Raw genomic sequence first — 16,372 nt, 5'->3', positions numbered from 1 at the left:
CCAAGAGAAGGTAAAGACGGAGGTAATGTAAACGTCAAGTAAGCAGGTCAGCACGGGTCCTGACGTGTGCAACCTGAGCAGCGCGCGACGGGTCAGCGCCTCCACGTCCGGCGGGCTTCGGCGACCTGGGCCAGCACCAGCCGGAGCACGTCGCTGCCCGCCGGGACCTCCGGCGGCTCGTACGTCCAGGAGTGCTGCACCCACGGGTCGGCGAGGTGGTCGTCCGGGACGGGCGTGATCCGCAGCAGGGAGCGCCACAGCGGATCGAGCACCGGCCCGTAGGCGCTCGCGTCCTCGCGGTCGGCGACCATCAGCAGATGAACCCCGACCGCCGGGCCCTCGTCGGCGAGGTACCGCAGCTGCGTGACGGCCCGGTCGCCGAAGCCGTGCGGGAAGTCGTTGACGATCAGCAGCTGCTCGGCCGTGTCGAGGCCGGGCGGCAGGGCGTCGGCCGCGCCGCCGCGCACGGCCATCTGCACGAGGTCCACCCGCTGGGTGAGCTTCGCGAGCACGGTGGAGACGCCCTGGGCTCCGGCGGCCGGCGGCCCGTCCAGCACGCCCGACGCCACGAGCGGGGCCAGCGAGGCCGCCGCGGAGCCCGCGGGGTCGATGACATGGACCGTGAACTCCCCGGCCGGATACACCGCGAGCAGCCGGACCGCGTGGCCGACCGCGGTGTCCATGGCGCGCCGGCGCAGCTGCGCCTCGTCCATGAGCAAGGCCGCCTCCGAGGCACCGCGGCCGCTGTCCACCCACAGACCGCGCTCCAGCGGCAGCCGGATCAGCATGGGGATCCGGAGCTCGGGCCGCTCGGGAAGGTGCAGATCGCCGAGGCGGAGGGCCATCGGGATCTCCATGGGGACCCGGTAGCCGTGCCAGACGGGGCTGTCCCAGCGGGCGAACGCGGGCGGCAGGGCGGGCTCGACGACCTCGGACTCCGCGATCAGCTGGGCGAGGTCACGGTCGAGGACCTCGCGGGCCCGCTCGGTCAGCTCGTCGTGCTTGGCGCGGGCCGCCTCACGGGCGGTGTCACCGGCGCCGGCGATCCGGCTGCGCGGGTCGGACAGGGCCCGGTCGAGCTCCTGGTCGAGCCGGGACTCGGCGAAGTCGACCGCGCTGCGGTACGCGGCCGTCGTACGGGCCAGGTCCTCGAACATGCCCCACACCTGGTTGTAGAGCCGCTCCTCCAGTGACCAGCCGGTGGCGTCCCCGGCGACCGGCGTGGGCGGACGTCCCGGCTCGGCGTGCGGTGCGGCCGGGGGCGGGGACGGCGGGGCGGCGGGCTGCTGCCGGCGCGGGTGCGTGTAGTCGATGGAGCCGTCGTGGGTCTGTGCCGGCGGCGTGGAGGCTGGCGGCTGCGGGTCCGCTGCCGCTCCCGGTCCTGAGCCGGGGCCGGGGCTCGCGCTGTGACCGTGGCCGGGGCCGGGGTCGCCCGCTGTGCCGTTGGCGGCCGCCGCCGCGTTGTGCCGGACTTCCGTCGTCCGGGGCGGGGGTGTCCCCACCGTGCGGGCCATGCCGGGGGCGACGGTCTCCTGGATGACGGCGGCCAGTTCGCCCGCGCGGTCGAGGCCCTGGTCGGTGAGGAGTGCGGTGAGGCCCCCCGCGTAGCCCTGGCCGACGGCGCGGACCTTCCAGGCGCCCTGGCGGCGGTAGAGCTCCAGGGCCACGACGGCGGATTCGGAGTCCAGGCCGGTGATCGTGTAGCTGGCGATCTCCTCGCCGTCGGGCCCGGTGACGGCGACGTACGGGGCGGCGACGGAGCCGAACCGGACCGGGGAGCCCGGCCCCATCGGCAGCGCGAGCAGCACGGTCAGCCGGTGCACCGCCGGGGGCACGGCGTCGAGGTCGACGGTGAGCCGCTGGTCGGCGGTGGCCCGGCGGGAGACCTCGATCCCCGAAAGGGCCGGCCGGCCGGGGTGGGCGACCCATTCGGTGCTCGGCACCCGGCCGTCCTCGTCGGCCAGGGTGGCGGCCGCCACGACCGGCTTGCCGGCCGACACCCGGATGCCGACTCGGGTGTGGGGCAGGGCGTGGTTCTGCCCCCTGACCAGCTCGGCCGTCATCGCCTCTGTCCCCTCGGTGGTAAGCGTTGCAGCTCCCGGCGGCCTGCTGCCTCCGGGAGCTGCGCGGTCACGACAGTCGAAGCCGCGCCTACAGGTGCGGCAGGATCGACGGCATCAGGTCCTGGAACGTCCGGCCGGTGCCGGGGTTGCCCAGGGCGGTCATCTGCCAGCCGGAACCGACGCGGTGCACCTTCGCCATGATCTGCGCGGTGTACTGACCGCCGCCGTCCAGCGTGTAGCGCGCGAGCTCCTGGCCGTTGGTCTCGTCCACGATGCGGCAGAACGCGTTCTGCACTTCCTGGAACGTCTGGCCCGTGAACGAGTTGACCGTGAAGACGATCTGGTCGATGTGGACCGGCACCCGCTGCAGGTCGACGAGGATGGACTCGTCGTCACCACCCTGGCCGGCGCCGCCGACCAGATTGTCGCCGGTGTGCCGGACCGAGCCGTCGTCGCTCACGAGGTGCCGGAAGAAGACCACGTCCACCGGCTGCTTGTCGGCGAAGAGCACCGCCGAGGCGTCCAGGTCGACCTCCCGGGTGCGCGAGCCGAACAGCCCGCGCCGGGGCGCCGCCTGCCAGCCGAGCCCCATCCGCACCGCGGTGAGGGTGCCGCCGCCCTGCTTCTCCAGGCTGATGGCCTGTCCCTTGGTCAGATTGACGCCAGGACCCCCGGGCGTACCGCCCTTGGATACGTCCACCACGCGCTGTCCCCTCTCCATGGTTCCCCCGCAACCGTCCGTGTGTGCGGTTGCCCAGCACCCTACGCAGCAGCACTGACAGCGCAGCAGCCTCGGTCCGTTTTTGTGTCGGTGTTGAAACACAGACGTCCGGCGGCGCGCGGACGCCCGGCCTGCTCAGGCGATCCCGGCTTCCTTCATCTGCCGCAGCTCCTTCTTGAGTTCGCTCACCTCGTCGCGGAGCCGCGCGGCCACCTCGAACTGGAGCTCCGCCGCGGCGGCGCGCATCCGGTCCGTCATCTCCTCGATGATCCCGGCCAGTTCGGCGGCCGGGCGGTCGCTGGTGATCTCGCCCTTGCCGGCGGCCACGGCCGCCTTGGGGCCCTTGGGCCCCTTGACCGTGTGCGCGCCGAGCGACGGCACCGGCGCCTTGGCCGCCTTGCCGTCCTTGCCCTGGCGGTAGCCGGAGCCGAGCAGCTGCTCGGTGTCGACCTCCTCGCGGGCGATGGTGGCCACGATGTCGTTGATCTTCTTGCGCAACGGCTGCGGGTCGATGCCGTTCGCCTTGTTGTAGGCGACCTGCTTCTCGCGGCGGCGGTTGGTCTCGTCGATGGCCTTCTCCATCGCGGGGGTGATCTTGTCGGCGTACATGTGGACCTGTCCGGAGACATTGCGCGCCGCGCGGCCGATGGTCTGGATCAGGGAGGTGCCGGAGCGCAGGAAGCCCTCCTTGTCGGCATCGAGGATCGCCACCAGTGACACCTCCGGGAGGTCGAGACCCTCGCGGAGCAGGTTGATGCCGACCAGGACGTCGTACTCGCCGGAGCGCAGCTCGCGGAGGAGCTCGATCCGGCGGAGCGTGTCGACGTCGCTGTGGAGGTAGCGGACGTTGATCCCCAGCTCCAGGAAGTAGTCGGTGAGGTCCTCCGCCATCTTCTTGGTGAGTGTGGTGACCAGGACGCGCTCGTCCTTCTCGGTGCGCTTGCGGATCTCGTGCACCAGGTCGTCGATCTGGCCTTCGGTCGGCTTGACGACGACCTCCGGGTCGACGAGGCCGGTGGGCCGGATGATCTGCTCCACGAAGCCGTCGGAGCGGGAGAGTTCGTAGGTGCCCGGGGTCGCGGACAGATAGACGGTCTGGTCGATGCGCTCCTGGAACTCCTCCCACTTCAGCGGTCTGTTGTCGAGCGCCGAGGGCAGCCGGAAGCCGTGCTCCACGAGGGTGCGCTTACGGGACGCGTCGCCCTCGTACATCGCGCCGATCTGCGGGACCGTCACATGGGACTCGTCGATGACGAGGAGGAAGTCCTCCGGGAAGTAGTCCAGGAGCGTGTTGGGCGCGGTGCCGGGGGCGCGGTCGTCGAAGTGCATCGAGTAGTTCTCCACGCCGGAGCAGGATCCGATCTGGCGGAGCATCTCGATGTCGTACGAGGTGCGCATGCGCAGCCGCTGGGACTCCAGGAGCTTGCCCTGCTTGTCCAGCTGGGCGAGGCGCTCCTCCAGCTCGCGCTCGATCCCGTTGACCGCCTTCTCCATGCGCTCCGGACCGGCCACGTAGTGGCTGGCGGGGAACACGTAGAGCTCCTGGTCGTCGCTGATGACCTCGCCGGTGATCGGGTGGAGCGTCGAGAGCGCCTCGATCTCGTCGCCGAACATCTCGATCCGGACGGCGAGCTCCTCGTAGACCGGGAAGATCTCGATGGTGTCGCCCCGCACCCGGAAGGTGCCCCGGGCGAACGCCAGGTCGTTGCGCGTGTACTGGATGTCGACGAATCGGCGCAGCAGCTGGTCGCGGTCGATCTCCTCGCCGACCTTCAGCGGCACCATGCGGTCCACGTACTCCTGGGGGGTGCCCAGGCCGTAGATGCACGAGACGGAGGCGACGACGACCACGTCCCTGCGGGTCAGCAGCGAATTCGTCGCGGAGTGGCGCAGCCGCTCCACCTCCTCGTTGATCGAGGAGTCCTTCTCGATGTAGGTGTCCGACTGGGGGACGTACGCCTCGGGCTGGTAGTAGTCGTAGTACGAGACGAAGTACTCCACCGCGTTGTTCGGCAGCAGCTCGCGGAACTCGTTCGCCAGCTGGGCGGCCAGCGTCTTGTTCGGCGCCATCACGAGGGTGGGGCGCTGAAGCTTCTCGATCATCCAGGCCGTGGTGGCCGACTTGCCGGTGCCGGTCGCGCCGAGCAGGACGACGTCCTTCTCGCCCGCGCGGATGCGCCTGGCGAGCTCGGCGATGGCCGCGGGCTGGTCACCGCTGGGCTGGTAGGGGCTGACGACCTCGAAGGGCGCCATCGTGCGTTCGATCTGGGAAACGGGCCGCATGCAACCACCGTACGACCCGCCACTGACAGCCGGGCGGGATCGGCCGTGCCCGCGGGATCCGGGGAGCAGGCGGGCGCCGGCGCAAGCGGGTCAGCGCCGGCGGGAGCGGGTCAGCGTTGGCGGGAGCGCTGGCGGGAGCGCTGGCGGGAGCGCTGGGACACGCGACGCACGGTACGCGGGGACGCCGACCGGTTCGCCGGTTCTCCGTACGACGGCAGCCGCTGCGCGGGCACGCCTCCCGGCACCGTGCGGGACAGGCGCACGGGGGGCGCCTCGTCCCGGTCGCCCGTGACCAGCAGCGGGTCGAACACGACGACCGCGGCCGCCAGGATCAGGAAGACGGCCGGGCCGACCAGCATCGGGGCGAGGAGCGTGGTGGGCGAGTCACCGACGGCGGACGGCGGGACGATGCCGTGCAGATGGACGTCGACGGCAGCCATCCCGGTGTAGTGCATTCCGCTCACCGCGACGCCCATCGCCAGGCTGGCGCCGAGGCTCGCCAGGAACCCGTGCACGGACACGGCGGCCCACAGCGCGGTGGTCGCCGCCACGACGGCGATCACGACGGACAGCGCGACGGTCGGGGTGTCGTACACGAGCCGGCCCTGGAGTCTCATCCCGGCCATGCCGAGATAGTGCATGGAGGCGATGCCGAGGCCGGTGATGGTCCCTCCGGTGATGAGGGCCATCGCCGTGGCACCCCGGTGGCCCACGATGAAGATGCCGATGCCGGTCATGACGACGGCGATGCCGAGGCTGGCGAAGGTGATCGGCCGGTCGTAGCTGATCGGGGCCTCGGCGACGGTGAAGCCCATCATGGCGACGAAGTGCATCGTCCAGATCCCGGAGCCGATCGAGGTGGCGCCGAGCGCCAGCCAGCCCGGTCTGAGGGCTCCGCCGTGGCGCAGTGATCTGGTGGTGCAGCGCAGCCCCAGCGCGCCGCCGAGGCAGGCCAGGAGGTAGGCGGCCACAGGCGTGACGAGGCCGTAGCTGAAACCGTCCACTGTGCCCTGCATCGTTCTATGCCCTTCGCCCCTTGTGTCGCCGGTGCCCCCGTGTGCCCCCGTCGAGGAAGCCTTGTCCGGGCGAGAGTATGGCGAGCGGACCGGCAGGCAAACAGCGGGGCCGGGTTTTCTCCGCGAGGAAACGGTGGAGCGAGGACCCCATGGCGACGGTTCCGTTCATGTTGTGGCCATCCTGTACCCGCCGGCCGTTCCGAAGGCGTCGGACGGCAGTTGTCCACAGGCCCGGCCGGCTGTCGGTGGCCGGTCGTACGGTGGTCCGCATGAACAGCTTCGCGTGGACGGTCGTGGACTCGGGAATCGGGCCGCTGCTGCTCGCCGCCACCGACGACGGGCTGGTGAGCGTCGTGTTCCACGCCCGGGCCGAGGTGCGGGACAGGGCGCTGGGGCAGCTGGCCGCGCGACTGGGCCGTGCGCCCGCCGAGGACGCGACCGGCTCGGGCCTGCTCGCCGAGCCGATACGGGAGCTCGCGGAGTACTTCGCGGGGCGGCGCACGGAGTTCGGGCTCACGCTGGACTGGTCGCTGGCCTCCGGCTTCAACCGCCAGGTGCTGCGCGAGCTCGCGGACGGCGTTCCGTACGGGACGGTCGTGGGGTACGGCGATCTGGCCGACCGGGTGGGCCGGGCCGGCGCCGCCCAGGCCGTCGGCGCGGCGATGGGCTCGAATCCGCTGCCCGTGGTGGTGCCGTGCCACCGGGTGGTGGAGAGCGACGGGGGTCTGGGCGGATTCGGTGGAGGTCTGGAGACCAAGCGGAAGCTGCTGGCGCTGGAGGGCGTGCTGCCGCAGCCGCTGTTCTGATCCCGTGTTCCGATCCGGTGCCGGGCCGCCCGGCGGGAGCCGGGCACTGCTCGTGCGCGAGCGGGACACTGCCGGTGCGGTTCCCCTCGAACGGGTGTCCCTGGCACACTGCGGCGGTGTCCGCTCCTTCCCATGATGTCCCCCTGGCCTCCGCCTCCGTCGACCTGCCCGCCCTGCGGCGACGGGTCACACCCGTGCTGATCGTCAGTCAGATCCTCGGCGGACTCGGCGTCGCGACCGGTATCGCCCTGGCAGCCGTGCTGGCCCAGCAGGTCAGCGGGTCCGAGGCGCTGTCGGGCCTGGCTCCGACCGCGACCGTCGCCGGTACGGCACTGCTGTCCGTGCCGCTGGCCGCGCTGATGACCGCTCGGGGGCGGCGCCCCGGGCTGGTCCTGGCCTATCTGATCGGGGCCGTCGGAGCGGGTGTGGTCGTGCTCGCCGCGGTGCTGGGGAACTTTCCGCTGCTTCTGCTGGGCATGGCGGGATTCGGGGCGGCGTCCTCGGCGAATCTGCAGGCGCGGTTCGCGGCCGCGGATCTGGCCGAGCCGGATCGACGGGCCCGGGCGATCTCCACGGTGGTGTGGGCGACCACGATCGGCGCGGTGCTCGGGCCGAACATCGCGGCGCCGGCGGGACGGAGCGTCTCCGGCCTCGGCATACCGGCGGCCGCGGGGCCGTTCGTCTGGGCGGCCGCGGTGTTCCTGCTCTCGGCGCTGGTCGTGGCCGTCCTTCTGCGCCCCGATCCGCTGCTGACGGCACGGGCGCTGGCACCCGCCGGGGAGGACGCGAAGGAGGGGCGTTCCCTGAAGGCGGGCGTGCGGGCGGTCCGGGAATCGCCGCGAGCCCGGCTCGCGCTGGTCACGGTCGCCGTCTCGCACACCGCGATGGTGTCGATCATGTCGATGACCCCGCTGGCGCTCAGCCACCACGGCGCCGGGATCGAGCTGATCGGCCTCGTCATCAGCGGCCACATCGCCGGTATGTACGCCTTCTCGCCGGTGATGGGAATGCTGTCCGACCGGCTCGGCAGGCTCGCGGTGATCGGCCTCGCCGTGGGGCTGCTGGCGTGCGCCGCTCTGCTGGCCGGGACGGCGGGGGCGAGCCACGGCCGTACCGCGGCGGGCCTGTTCCTGCTGGGGCTCGGCTGGTCCGCGGGACTCGTCTCGGGCTCCGCCCTGCTCACCGACTCCGTACCCGGCCCCGCCCGGGCCGCCGTGCAGGGCCTGTCGGACCTGACGATGAACGCGTCGGCGGGCATCGGCGGCGTCATGGCCGGCGTCATCGTGGCGAAGGCTGGTTACGGCGGGCTCAACCTGATCGGCGTCTGCCTGCTGCTCCCACTGGCGGCCATCGCCGCCCGGCGCGCACTCACCAGGCGGGAGCCGGCCGTCAGAGGCTGATGTGGTAGGCCTTGCGCAGCGTCTCGTGCACGGTCCAGGTCGTACGGTCGCCCTCGCGCAGCACGCATGCGTCACCCGGCCCGACCTCCAGGGTGTCGCCCCCTTCGACCTCGATGGTGGCGCGCCCGCTCACGACCACGAACAGTTCGTTGGCCTCGGTGTCGGTGACCACGCCCGGGGTGATCTGCCAGATGCCCCGCAGCTGCTTGCCGTCCTCCGACTCCCACAGCGTCCTGCCCGTGACGACCGGTTCCCCGGAGACGATCTGGCCGGGATCGAGCGGCTCGGGCTCCAGCTCGGCATCCGGAATGTGCACGGCGAACGAAGGGGAGGAAGGCCCGGCGGCTGCGTGATCGAAGGTCGTCATGGCGGCTCACCTTAGCGGGCGAAAAGATGCCCGGTGCACGGCGAGCCGTCCCGGGTGGTGCCCCGGCCCGGGGCACCGTCGTGGGTACGCCCAGAGCTGCCCCGGGGGAAGGCACGCGACGCCCACGGCAGCGCCCGCCCGAGTCCCCACCTCGTACAGGAGCGATGACCGATGTCAGCAGTGCGCACGGGGCGTTGTCTCGCCCTCATGTCGGCCGGAGTCCTCCTCTGCGCCCTCGCGGCGGCCGGACCCACGGCGGCCGCCGAGCCCGCCGGCCCCCGTGCGGCAGCCGGACAGGTCACCGATCCGGTCCCCCGGCCCCTTCCTCTCCCGGCGCCGCTGCGCACGCCCGGATCCATGCCCGCGCCCGGATCCATGCCTGCCCCCGGATCCATGCCTGCGCCCGGATCCATGCCCGCGCCCGTGTTCGCACCGGGCGCCGTCTACAAGCAGGCACTCGACACCCTCGGCCCCCGGCCGCTCACCCCCGGGCAGCGCAGACTCACCGCCCGTAAGGAGGCCGCGGCGAGCAGCTGGTTCAGACGCGCCGAGACCCGGACGAAGCGCGCGGGCTACGTCGTCTCGGGCGGACTGCACCAGTCCCAGCGGACCTCGTACTGGTGCGGGCCGGCGGCCCTCGTCATCACCCAGTCCGCGCATGACGAGGTCGGCGGCCGCTCGCAGCAGAGCGCGGCGGATCTCCTGGAGACCGACTCGAGCGGCACGGCCTGGTACGGGGTCGGCATCGATGTGCCGGACCCGACCGGCTACCCCGTCGTGGACGCGCTCAACTACCGGTTGCCGGGCGCGAACTACGTGCCCAGGTCACTGCCGTACAGCCCGACCTCGGACGACGTGGCGGACTTCCGTGAGCACATCACCCACGACACGGACAACGACTACGCGATCGCCGGCAACGCCTGGGAGGTGCCGGGCGGCCCGCACCTCGTCGGCCATCCGAACATCGAGATCTTCCACTGGGTGGCGATCGACGGCTACAACAGCGACACCGATGCCGGCCAGGTCCGCTATCTGGACCCGGTGGGCGGGGTGAGCACCAGCGTGATCTCGTGGGCGGGCGGCGTGCCCAAGTCGGCCCGGATCTCGTCCCACACCATCACGACGATCATGGGCGGCCGTGGATACGTCTGGTAGGTCCGCCGGCAGGCCCGCTCGCCAGCTCCGCGGGACCACGCCCCCGGCCCCGCTCACGGCGCTCCACCACGCGAACCTGCTGAACACGGCACTGCTGAACACGGCACTGCTGAGCGCGGCGCTGCTGGTCGGCGGTATGGGCTGTACACCGGCGCCCACCGCCCGTCCGGCCGTCCCCACGGCAGCCCGCGTCCCTTCGCCCTCCGCACCGTCGGCTTCCGTCCCTTCGGCCTCCGCACCGTCGGTGCCGGTGACCTCGGGATCGCGACCGTCGGTGGCGGCCGTCCGGGCGGCCTGTGAGGCGCCGCTGCCCGAGAGCTGGCGGTCCGCGCTCGCCGCCGGTGAGTTCCGTGCGCCCACGGGCGAGCGGGCGGTGCTCACGGAAGTGGGCCCCCGGGCCAGCTGGACCGTCGTCCAGTTGTCGGACGAGCGGACCCGCCGGGCCGCCCTCGTCGAGGCGGCCGGGGCCCCGCGCACCCTGCTGACGTTCACCGACCCCGTCGAGCACCAGCTCCTGGCGGCCGATGTGTCGGCGGACGGCCGCTGGACAGCGTTCGCGGTCCTGGAGGGCCGGACGCTCGACAGCCCCTGGTCGCTGTACGTACGGGACGCGCAGGGCGGAATGCGGCGGCTCGCCCGTTCCGCGCTCCCCGGCCCGCTCCCGCAGCCCGTCGTCCGGGGCGGGGCGGTCTTCTGGGCGCAGGGCACCGGCGACGGGCGGGCCACCGTGTTCACCAGCCCGGTCCGTCCGCCCGGTTCCGGCACGTCGTCCCGTGCGCCCCGCGCCCTGCACACCGGGGTGCTCGACGCGCCCTTCGCCGCCGGCGGGCTGCTGGCCTGGCGCGAGGCCGGCCCGGACGGCCGGACGACGAAGCTGGCGGCGCTGTCGTTCGCCACCTTGCGCCCGGCCGGGCTGCCGGGGCCCCTCGGCGGGCTGCGCGACCTGCGCTCGCCGGCCTCGGACGGCGCCACCTGGGCCTGGATCGAGGACGACGAGGAGCCGAGGCTGATGGTCTGGCGGCCCGGACAGCGGTCACCGGTGGCGCGGCTCTCCGGGCCGCCCGCGGCCGAGGGCCTCGACCAGCTGCGCATCAGCGGTGAGCTGATCACCTGGCGCACGCCGGAGGCCGCGTACGCGCTGGACCTGCGGACGTCGGCGTACGCCCGGATCACCCCGCAGTACGGCTATGCGCAGGCCAGGGCCGGTGCGCTCGCCGTCGCGTACAACCAGGGCGAGACGAAGGGGCCCGGTGGACGGTCCGTGATCCAGGTCGTACGCGCGGACCGGCTGCCGCGGCTGCCGATGCCGCGGGACTGCGGCTGACGCCGGGCTCCGGCCGGCAGGGGGCCACGGACGGCACGAGGCTGCGGCCGGCACGGGGCGCGCCGCTGACACGAGGTGCGCCGCTGACACGGAGGCGCCGCTGACACGGGGGGCGCCGTTGACACGGGGGCGCCGAAACGTTTGCGCAGAGCGCTGCCGTGCCAGGGATGTGGACATGCCCGAGACCACACTGATGCTGTCCGAAGAGGTACGGGAGGCGCTCGACGCGCGCCGCCCCGTCGTCGCCCTGGAGTCCACGATCATCGCGCACGGGCTCCCGCGTCCACGCAATCTGGCCGTGGCGGAGGAGCTGGAGTCGCTGGTCAGAGCGGGAGGCGCGGTACCCGCGACCGTCGCCGTACTGGACGGCCGGCCCCATGTCGGGCTGGACAAGGACGAGTTGGAACGCGTCGCGACGGACCCCGGGGTGCGCAAACTCGGGCATCGCGATCTCGCCCCGTCGCTGGCGGCGGGTGCAAGCGGCGCGACGACGGTGTCCGCCACGGCGTTCCTGGCGGCGCGGGCGGGCATCCGGGTCTTCGCGACCGGTGGGCTCGGCGGGGTGCACCGCGAGTGGACGGTGTCCCAGGACGAGTCGGCCGACCTGCGGCTGCTGGCACGCACCCGGATCACGGTCGTCTGTGCCGGGGTGAAGTCGATCCTCGACGTCCCGGCGACGCTGCAGCGGCTGGAGACCCTCGGCGTGGGCGTCCTCGGCTACGGCACGGACCGGTTCCCCGGCTTCTATCTGACGTCCTCCGGGCTGCCGGTCGACTGGACGGTCCGTACGCCGGAGGAGGTGGCGGACGTGATGCGGGCGCAGGACTCCCTGGGCGGTCCGGAGACGGCGCTGATCGTGGCGCAGCCGGTGCCGGAGGAGGAGCAGTTGGACCCGCACCTGCACGACCGGGTGCTCGCGGAGGCGCTGGACGAGTGCCGGGAACGGGGCATCGGCGGCCAGGCCGTCACGCCGTTCCTGCTCGACTCGCTGATGCGGCGCACGAAGGGTGCCTCGCTGGAGGCCAATCTGGCGGCGGTGCGCGGCAACGTGCGGCTGGCGGCACGGATCGCGGCGGCGCTGTGACGCCTCCCGCGGGGCGCGGGGCGCAGGGCGCGCTGCTCGTCGTCGGGGATGTGGCCACGGACGTGGTGGCCCGGCACGGTTCGGCGCTGGCCCACGGGACGGACACGGCGGCCGAGATACGGACCCTGCCGGGCGGGGCAGGTGCCAACGCCGCGTGCTGGGCGGCGTACGCGGGCCGGACCGACGTACGGCTGCTGGGCCGGGTCGGCCGCGACGCCCTGGCCTGGCACGAAGCGTGCCTGCGCGAGGCCGGGGTACGCCCCCTCCTGGTCGCGGACGACGAGGCGCCCACGGCGACGGTCGTCGCGCTGGTCGACGCCGACGCGGAGCGCACGTTCCTCACCGACAGCGGTGCGGCGCTGCGGCTCTGCCCCGCCGACTGGTCGCCGGCCCTGCTCGACGGAGTGGCCCGGCTCCATCTGTCCGGGTATCTCTTCTTCGCGGACTCCAGCCGCGAACTGGCCTCGCTGGCCGCCGCCGACGCCGGCGTGCGGGGCATTCCGGTGAGCGTGGACCCGGCGTCGGCAGGCTTCATCGCGGCTCTCGGGGTGGACCGCTTCCTCGCGGCGACGGCGGGGGCCGACATCCTGCTGCCCAACGCGGACGAGGCCCGGCTGCTCACCGGCCTCCCGGACGTCGCCGACGCCGCGGCCAAACTGAGCCGCCACGTACCGCTCGCCGTCGTCACACTCGGCTCCGGCGGCGCGCTGGTCGCGGAGTCCGGCGCGGTGACGGCCCGGATCGCGCCGGTCTCCGCGACGGCGGTCGACACGACGGGCGCGGGCGACGCCTTCACGGGCGCGTTTCTCGCGGCGCTCCTGTCCGGCGCGCCCGCGGCCACGGCAGCGGCCTCGGGCTGTCACGTCGGCGCCCACGCGGTCGGCCTCCACGGCGCCCGCCCACCGGGCCGTACGGACACGGGCCCCTGACCGTACCGGCCGGTCGCGCGTGGGAGCCGCCCGGCTCACGCCGACCGGCGTCGCAGGACGGCGTCGCAGGACGGCGTCGCAGGACGGCACAACGGTAGGGCCGGAGGCCGGACCGTCCGTGCGAGGGACGGCCACCGGCTCGGCCACGCACGGCTGTCGCGAACCGTGCCGTGCACGGCAGAACCGGCCGCTCCAGCGAGCCCTGGCCGCACACCCGCACTTCCCCGGACCGGGCGCCCGCACTTCCGCGCACCGGGCGGTCGCCCACGGCGGGCGCGGGCGCGGGCGCGGGAACTCGCGCCGTGCTAGGCGTGGTCGTCGCGATCCCGAAGGGCGGGCCCCCAAGGGTCGTTCCAGGCCGGGTGGCGTGGGTCGTCGGCGCGGACGACGACGTCCGCCGAGCCGGCAGGGGCGACCTCGTGCTCGTAGCGCTCGAAGGCGGGCAGCGTCCAGGACTCGTGTGCGGCGGTGCGGCGACGCAGTGCGCCGGGCGAGAGGCGTACGTGCAGGGTGAGATCGAACGGGAACCAGTGGCCGAGCAGCAGCGGTCCGTGCACCACCAGCACACCGCCGGGCGGCAGTTCGACGTGCGGGCTGCGGGTCGCGCGGTCGGTGTCCGGGTCCCACAGGTCCGGCAGGACCCGCCCCGACCCGCCCGGATCCAGCGGTCCGAACACCTCGCGCCACAGCGCTCCGGTGTCGAACCAGCCGTCGTAGTACGTGTCGGCGTCCTCGCGCCCGTGCTCGTACCGCAGCGAGGCGGGCTTCAGGAACCCGCCCGTGCCGACCACCAGCACCGACCGTCCGCGCAGCCGCAGCGCCTCGGCGAGCGTCCCGGCCACGGCGGCCGTCCCGGCGGCGGGCGCGCCGTCGACGGCGATGCGCAGCCAGGCACCGCCGTCATCGGCCTTGCTCTCCAGGGCCCGGTCGGCGACGGCCTCGGTCAGCCGTTCCCAGGTGATCGGTTCGAGTCGCACCGGTCCATCATGGCTCCCCACGGCGCGCACCGGGGAACGAGGGAGCCGGACCCGAAGGCAGGCCGGGACCGGAAGCAGCGCGGCCGGACCCGAAGCGGGAAAGCCAGGACCGGTCGTCAGACGGACGGCACTCCGGCCGCCGCGTCGCGCGGTGCCGCCACCGGCGTTCCGTCCACGAAGACGCGGATGCGCCCGTCCCGTACGGCGTCCTCGACGGTGAGGTCTCCGCGGCTGATCGCGAGACATGTGTCGGCGTCCAGCTCCAGCCGGGCGACCGCGCCCTGCGCGGCAGCCGGACCGTCCCCGTATCCGCGGACGGATCCGTCGGGCCCGAGCCGCAGGTGGAACTCCCCTTCCGGCAGCCGTACGTCCACGAGGCCCGCCACGCCCGGCACGCCCTGCACTCCCGATGCCGCCGTCACTCCCGATATCCCCGGCATCCCTGGCATCCCTGGCAGCTCGGGCATCCCCGTCGCCTCAAGGCGACGCAGCAGCGGCAGCGCGAACCAGTGGGCCCGTACCGCGTCCGTCGGGCGGGGGGCGGCGAGTTCGGGCGCTCCCCATTCGGCCAGGGCGGCGACGACGGGGTGCAACGCCCGTCCCCGCTCGGTCAGTTCGTACACGTACGCGGAGACGGGGGCGGGAAGGCGGCGTCGCACGGCCAGCTCGTCACGTTCCATGTCCTTGAGGCGGGAGGCGAGGACGTCCGTGCTGACGCCGGGAAGATCGGCGTGGAGATCGGTGTAGCGGCGCGGGCCCGCGAGCAACTCCCGCACGATCAGCAGGGTCCAGCGGTCGCCGACGGAGTCGAGGGCGCGGGCGACGGCGCAGTACTGGTCGTAGCTTCGGCGGCGTGGAGGACGTGGCATGCGACGCAGTCTAGACCGGTTGTTGGACTTTCCAAGCTCTCGCTTGGTAAAACCAAGTGTCGAGTACGAGGGACCGAGCACCACCACCCGCAGCGCCACTTCAGGGGAGGCCTCCGCATGGAGTTCCGGCAGTCGAGCAAGCTCAGCGAGGTCTGTTACGAGATCCGCGGCCCGGTGATCGAGCACGCCAACGCCCTGGAGGAGGCGGGCCACAGCGTCCTGCGTCTCAACACCGGCAACCCCGCGCTCTTCGGCTTCGAGGCGCCGGAGGAGATCGTCCAGGACATGATCCGGATGCTCCCCCAGGCCCATGGGTACACCGATTCGCGCGGCATCCTCTCCGCACGCCGCGCCGTCGCCCAGCGCTACCAATCCCTCGGGCTCGGCGATGTGTCGGTGGACGACGTCTTTCTCGGCAACGGCGTCTCCGAACTCGTCTCCATGGCCGTGCAGGCGCTTCTCGAGGACGGCGACGAAGTCCTCGTACCGGCACCCGACTTCCCGCTGTGGACCGCCGTCACCACCCTCTCCGGTGGAAAGGCCGTGCACTATCTGTGCGACGAGTCCGCCGACTGGTACCCCGATCTCGACGACATGGCCGCGAAGATCACCGACCGGACCAGGGCCGTCGTGATCATCAACCCCAACAACCCCACCGGCGCCGTGTATCCGCGCGAGATCGTCGAGGGCATTCTCGATCTCGCGCGCCGCCACCAGCTGATGGTGTTCGCCGACGAGATCTACGACCAGATCGTCTACGACGACGCGGTCCACCACAGTGCCGCCGCCCTCGCCCCGGATCTGGTGGTGCTCACCTTCAGCGGGCTGTCCAAGACGTACCGCGTGGCCGGCTTCCGCTCCGGCTGGCTGGTCGTCACCGGCCCCAAGCAGCATGCGCGCAGCTATCTGGAGGGGCTCACGATGCTGGCGTCGATGCGGTTGTGCCCCAACGCGCCCGCGCAGTACGCCATTCAGGCCGCGCTCGGTGGACGCCAGTCGATCCGCGAACTCACCGCGCCGGGCGGGCGGCTGCGTGAGCAGCGTGACCGGGCGTGGGAACGGCTCAACGAGATACCCGGCGTCTCGTGCGTGAAGCCGAAGGGCGCGCTGTACGCGTTCCCGCGTCTCGACCCGAAGGTGCATCCCATCCACGACGACGAGAAGTTCGTCCTGGACCTGCTGCTGCGCGAGAAGATCCAGGTCGTCCAGGGCACCGGTTTCAGCTGGCCGCGCCCTGACCACTTCCGGATCCTGACCCTGCCGTACGCCGACGATCTCGACGCGGCGATCAGCCGTATCGGACGCTTCCTGAGCGGATACCGCCAGTAGGCGGAAGGCGAGCGGGGGCCGGGAACGGGAGCGGGTCCGAGGGCGTAGC

The 16,372-nt window shown here is 72.8% G+C and carries 14 protein-coding genes; 7 read left to right on the top strand and 7 right to left on the bottom strand.

What is annotated here, in order from left to right:
- Window positions 1-92: 92 nt before the first annotated feature.
- The 4 genes from ACIQMR_RS03410 to ACIQMR_RS03395 form a co-directional block, all read right to left on the bottom strand.
- Window positions 93-2,063 carry a TerD family protein gene (locus ACIQMR_RS03410; protein ID WP_401382284.1) on the bottom strand — a complete coding sequence of 657 codons (1,971 nt, stop codon included), beginning with the start codon at window positions 2,061-2,063 and terminating at the stop codon, window positions 93-95.
- A gap of 88 nt (window positions 2,064-2,151) precedes the next feature.
- Window positions 2,152-2,784, bottom strand: a complete 633-nt coding sequence (locus ACIQMR_RS03405) for a TerD family protein (RefSeq protein WP_266375033.1) — start codon at window positions 2,782-2,784, stop codon at window positions 2,152-2,154.
- Between the two features lie 135 nt (window positions 2,785-2,919).
- Window positions 2,920-5,067, bottom strand: coding sequence for an excinuclease ABC subunit UvrB (uvrB, locus tag ACIQMR_RS03400; RefSeq protein WP_401382281.1), 2,148 nt, complete (start codon window positions 5,065-5,067; stop codon window positions 2,920-2,922).
- 110 nt (window positions 5,068-5,177) lie between these two features.
- Window positions 5,178-6,083 (bottom strand): MHYT domain-containing protein, encoded by a 906-nt coding sequence (locus ACIQMR_RS03395; RefSeq protein WP_401382278.1) that lies wholly within the window; start codon window positions 6,081-6,083, stop codon window positions 5,178-5,180.
- Between the two features lie 269 nt (window positions 6,084-6,352).
- On the opposite strand from ACIQMR_RS03395, the gene ACIQMR_RS03390 reads away from it, so the two are divergent.
- Both ACIQMR_RS03390 and ACIQMR_RS03385 read left to right on the top strand, forming a co-directional pair.
- Window positions 6,353-6,889 carry a methylated-DNA--[protein]-cysteine S-methyltransferase gene (locus tag ACIQMR_RS03390; RefSeq protein WP_401382275.1) on the top strand — a complete coding sequence of 179 codons (537 nt, stop codon included), beginning with the start codon at window positions 6,353-6,355 and terminating at the stop codon, window positions 6,887-6,889.
- A gap of 116 nt (window positions 6,890-7,005) precedes the next feature.
- Window positions 7,006-8,289, top strand: a complete 1,284-nt coding sequence (locus tag ACIQMR_RS03385; protein WP_401382273.1) for an MFS transporter — start codon at window positions 7,006-7,008, stop codon at window positions 8,287-8,289.
- On the opposite strand, the gene ACIQMR_RS03380 is transcribed toward ACIQMR_RS03385, so the two are convergent.
- Window positions 8,279-8,656, bottom strand: a complete 378-nt coding sequence (locus tag ACIQMR_RS03380) for a cupin domain-containing protein (protein ID WP_401382271.1) — start codon at window positions 8,654-8,656, stop codon at window positions 8,279-8,281. The genes ACIQMR_RS03385 and ACIQMR_RS03380 overlap by 11 nt on opposite strands.
- Before the next feature lie 171 nt (window positions 8,657-8,827).
- On the opposite strand from ACIQMR_RS03380, the gene ACIQMR_RS03375 reads away from it, so the two are divergent.
- The 4 genes from ACIQMR_RS03375 (at window position 8,828) to ACIQMR_RS03360 (ending at window position 13,148) form a co-directional block, all read left to right on the top strand.
- On the top strand, window positions 8,828-9,811 hold the full coding sequence (locus tag ACIQMR_RS03375; protein ID WP_401382269.1) for a hypothetical protein: 984 nt from the start codon (window positions 8,828-8,830) through the stop codon (window positions 9,809-9,811).
- Window positions 9,795-11,135: a hypothetical protein gene (locus ACIQMR_RS03370; RefSeq protein ID WP_401382267.1), complete on the top strand. Its 1,341-nt coding sequence runs from the start codon at window positions 9,795-9,797 to the stop codon at window positions 11,133-11,135. The genes ACIQMR_RS03375 and ACIQMR_RS03370 overlap by 17 nt, the downstream gene beginning before the upstream one ends.
- Window positions 11,136-11,310: 175 nt before the next feature.
- Window positions 11,311-12,219 carry a pseudouridine-5'-phosphate glycosidase gene (locus ACIQMR_RS03365; protein WP_401382265.1) on the top strand — a complete coding sequence of 303 codons (909 nt, stop codon included), beginning with the start codon at window positions 11,311-11,313 and terminating at the stop codon, window positions 12,217-12,219.
- A complete protein-coding gene (locus tag ACIQMR_RS03360) occupies window positions 12,216-13,148 on the top strand; it encodes a carbohydrate kinase family protein (RefSeq protein ID WP_401382262.1) in 933 nt (310 codons plus the stop codon). The genes ACIQMR_RS03365 and ACIQMR_RS03360 overlap by 4 nt, the downstream gene beginning before the upstream one ends.
- 305 nt (window positions 13,149-13,453) lie before the next feature.
- On the opposite strand, the gene ACIQMR_RS03355 is transcribed toward ACIQMR_RS03360, so the two are convergent.
- Both ACIQMR_RS03355 and ACIQMR_RS03350 read right to left on the bottom strand, forming a co-directional pair.
- Window positions 13,454-14,125 carry a uridine kinase gene (locus ACIQMR_RS03355; RefSeq protein ID WP_401382261.1) on the bottom strand — a complete coding sequence of 224 codons (672 nt, stop codon included), beginning with the start codon at window positions 14,123-14,125 and terminating at the stop codon, window positions 13,454-13,456.
- Window positions 14,126-14,241: 116 nt separating this feature from the next.
- Entirely contained in the window at window positions 14,242-14,994 is a 753-nt protein-coding gene (locus ACIQMR_RS03350) for a winged helix-turn-helix transcriptional regulator (RefSeq protein ID WP_401382258.1), read from the bottom strand.
- Between the two features lie 117 nt (window positions 14,995-15,111).
- Between ACIQMR_RS03350 and ACIQMR_RS03345 the strand changes: the two genes are divergently transcribed.
- Window positions 15,112-16,323, top strand: coding sequence for a pyridoxal phosphate-dependent aminotransferase (locus ACIQMR_RS03345; protein ID WP_401382256.1), 1,212 nt, complete (start codon window positions 15,112-15,114; stop codon window positions 16,321-16,323).
- The last annotated feature ends 49 nt before the right edge of the window (window positions 16,324-16,372 follow it).

Origin of the sequence: Streptomyces sp. NPDC091376, from assembly GCF_044757085.1 — a bacterium.
Taxonomy (GTDB): domain Bacteria; phylum Actinomycetota; class Actinomycetes; order Streptomycetales; family Streptomycetaceae; genus Streptomyces; species Streptomyces pratisoli.
This window is presented reverse-complemented; position numbering and strand designations above follow the sequence as displayed.

Excerpts from the sequence above, each read along its gene's own strand:
- ACIQMR_RS03405 (WP_266375033.1), bottom strand. The coding sequence starts at position 2,784 with ATGGAGAGGGGACAGCGCGTGGTGGACGTATCCAAGGGCGGTACGCCC.
- ACIQMR_RS03390 (WP_401382275.1), top strand. The coding sequence starts at position 6,353 with ATGAACAGCTTCGCGTGGACGGTCGTGGACTCGGGAATCGGGCCGCTG.
- ACIQMR_RS03350 (WP_401382258.1), bottom strand. The coding sequence starts at position 14,994 with ATGCCACGTCCTCCACGCCGCCGAAGCTACGACCAGTACTGCGCCGTC.
- ACIQMR_RS03365 (WP_401382265.1), top strand. The coding sequence starts at position 11,311 with ATGCCCGAGACCACACTGATGCTGTCCGAAGAGGTACGGGAGGCGCTC.
- ACIQMR_RS03375 (WP_401382269.1), top strand. The coding sequence starts at position 8,828 with ATGTCAGCAGTGCGCACGGGGCGTTGTCTCGCCCTCATGTCGGCCGGA.
- ACIQMR_RS03345 (WP_401382256.1), top strand. The coding sequence starts at position 15,112 with ATGGAGTTCCGGCAGTCGAGCAAGCTCAGCGAGGTCTGTTACGAGATC.
- ACIQMR_RS03380 (WP_401382271.1), bottom strand. The coding sequence starts at position 8,656 with ATGACGACCTTCGATCACGCAGCCGCCGGGCCTTCCTCCCCTTCGTTC.
- uvrB (WP_401382281.1), bottom strand. The coding sequence starts at position 5,067 with ATGCGGCCCGTTTCCCAGATCGAACGCACGATGGCGCCCTTCGAGGTC.
- ACIQMR_RS03410 (WP_401382284.1), bottom strand. The coding sequence starts at position 2,063 with ATGACGGCCGAGCTGGTCAGGGGGCAGAACCACGCCCTGCCCCACACC.
- ACIQMR_RS03395 (WP_401382278.1), bottom strand. The coding sequence starts at position 6,083 with ATGCAGGGCACAGTGGACGGTTTCAGCTACGGCCTCGTCACGCCTGTG.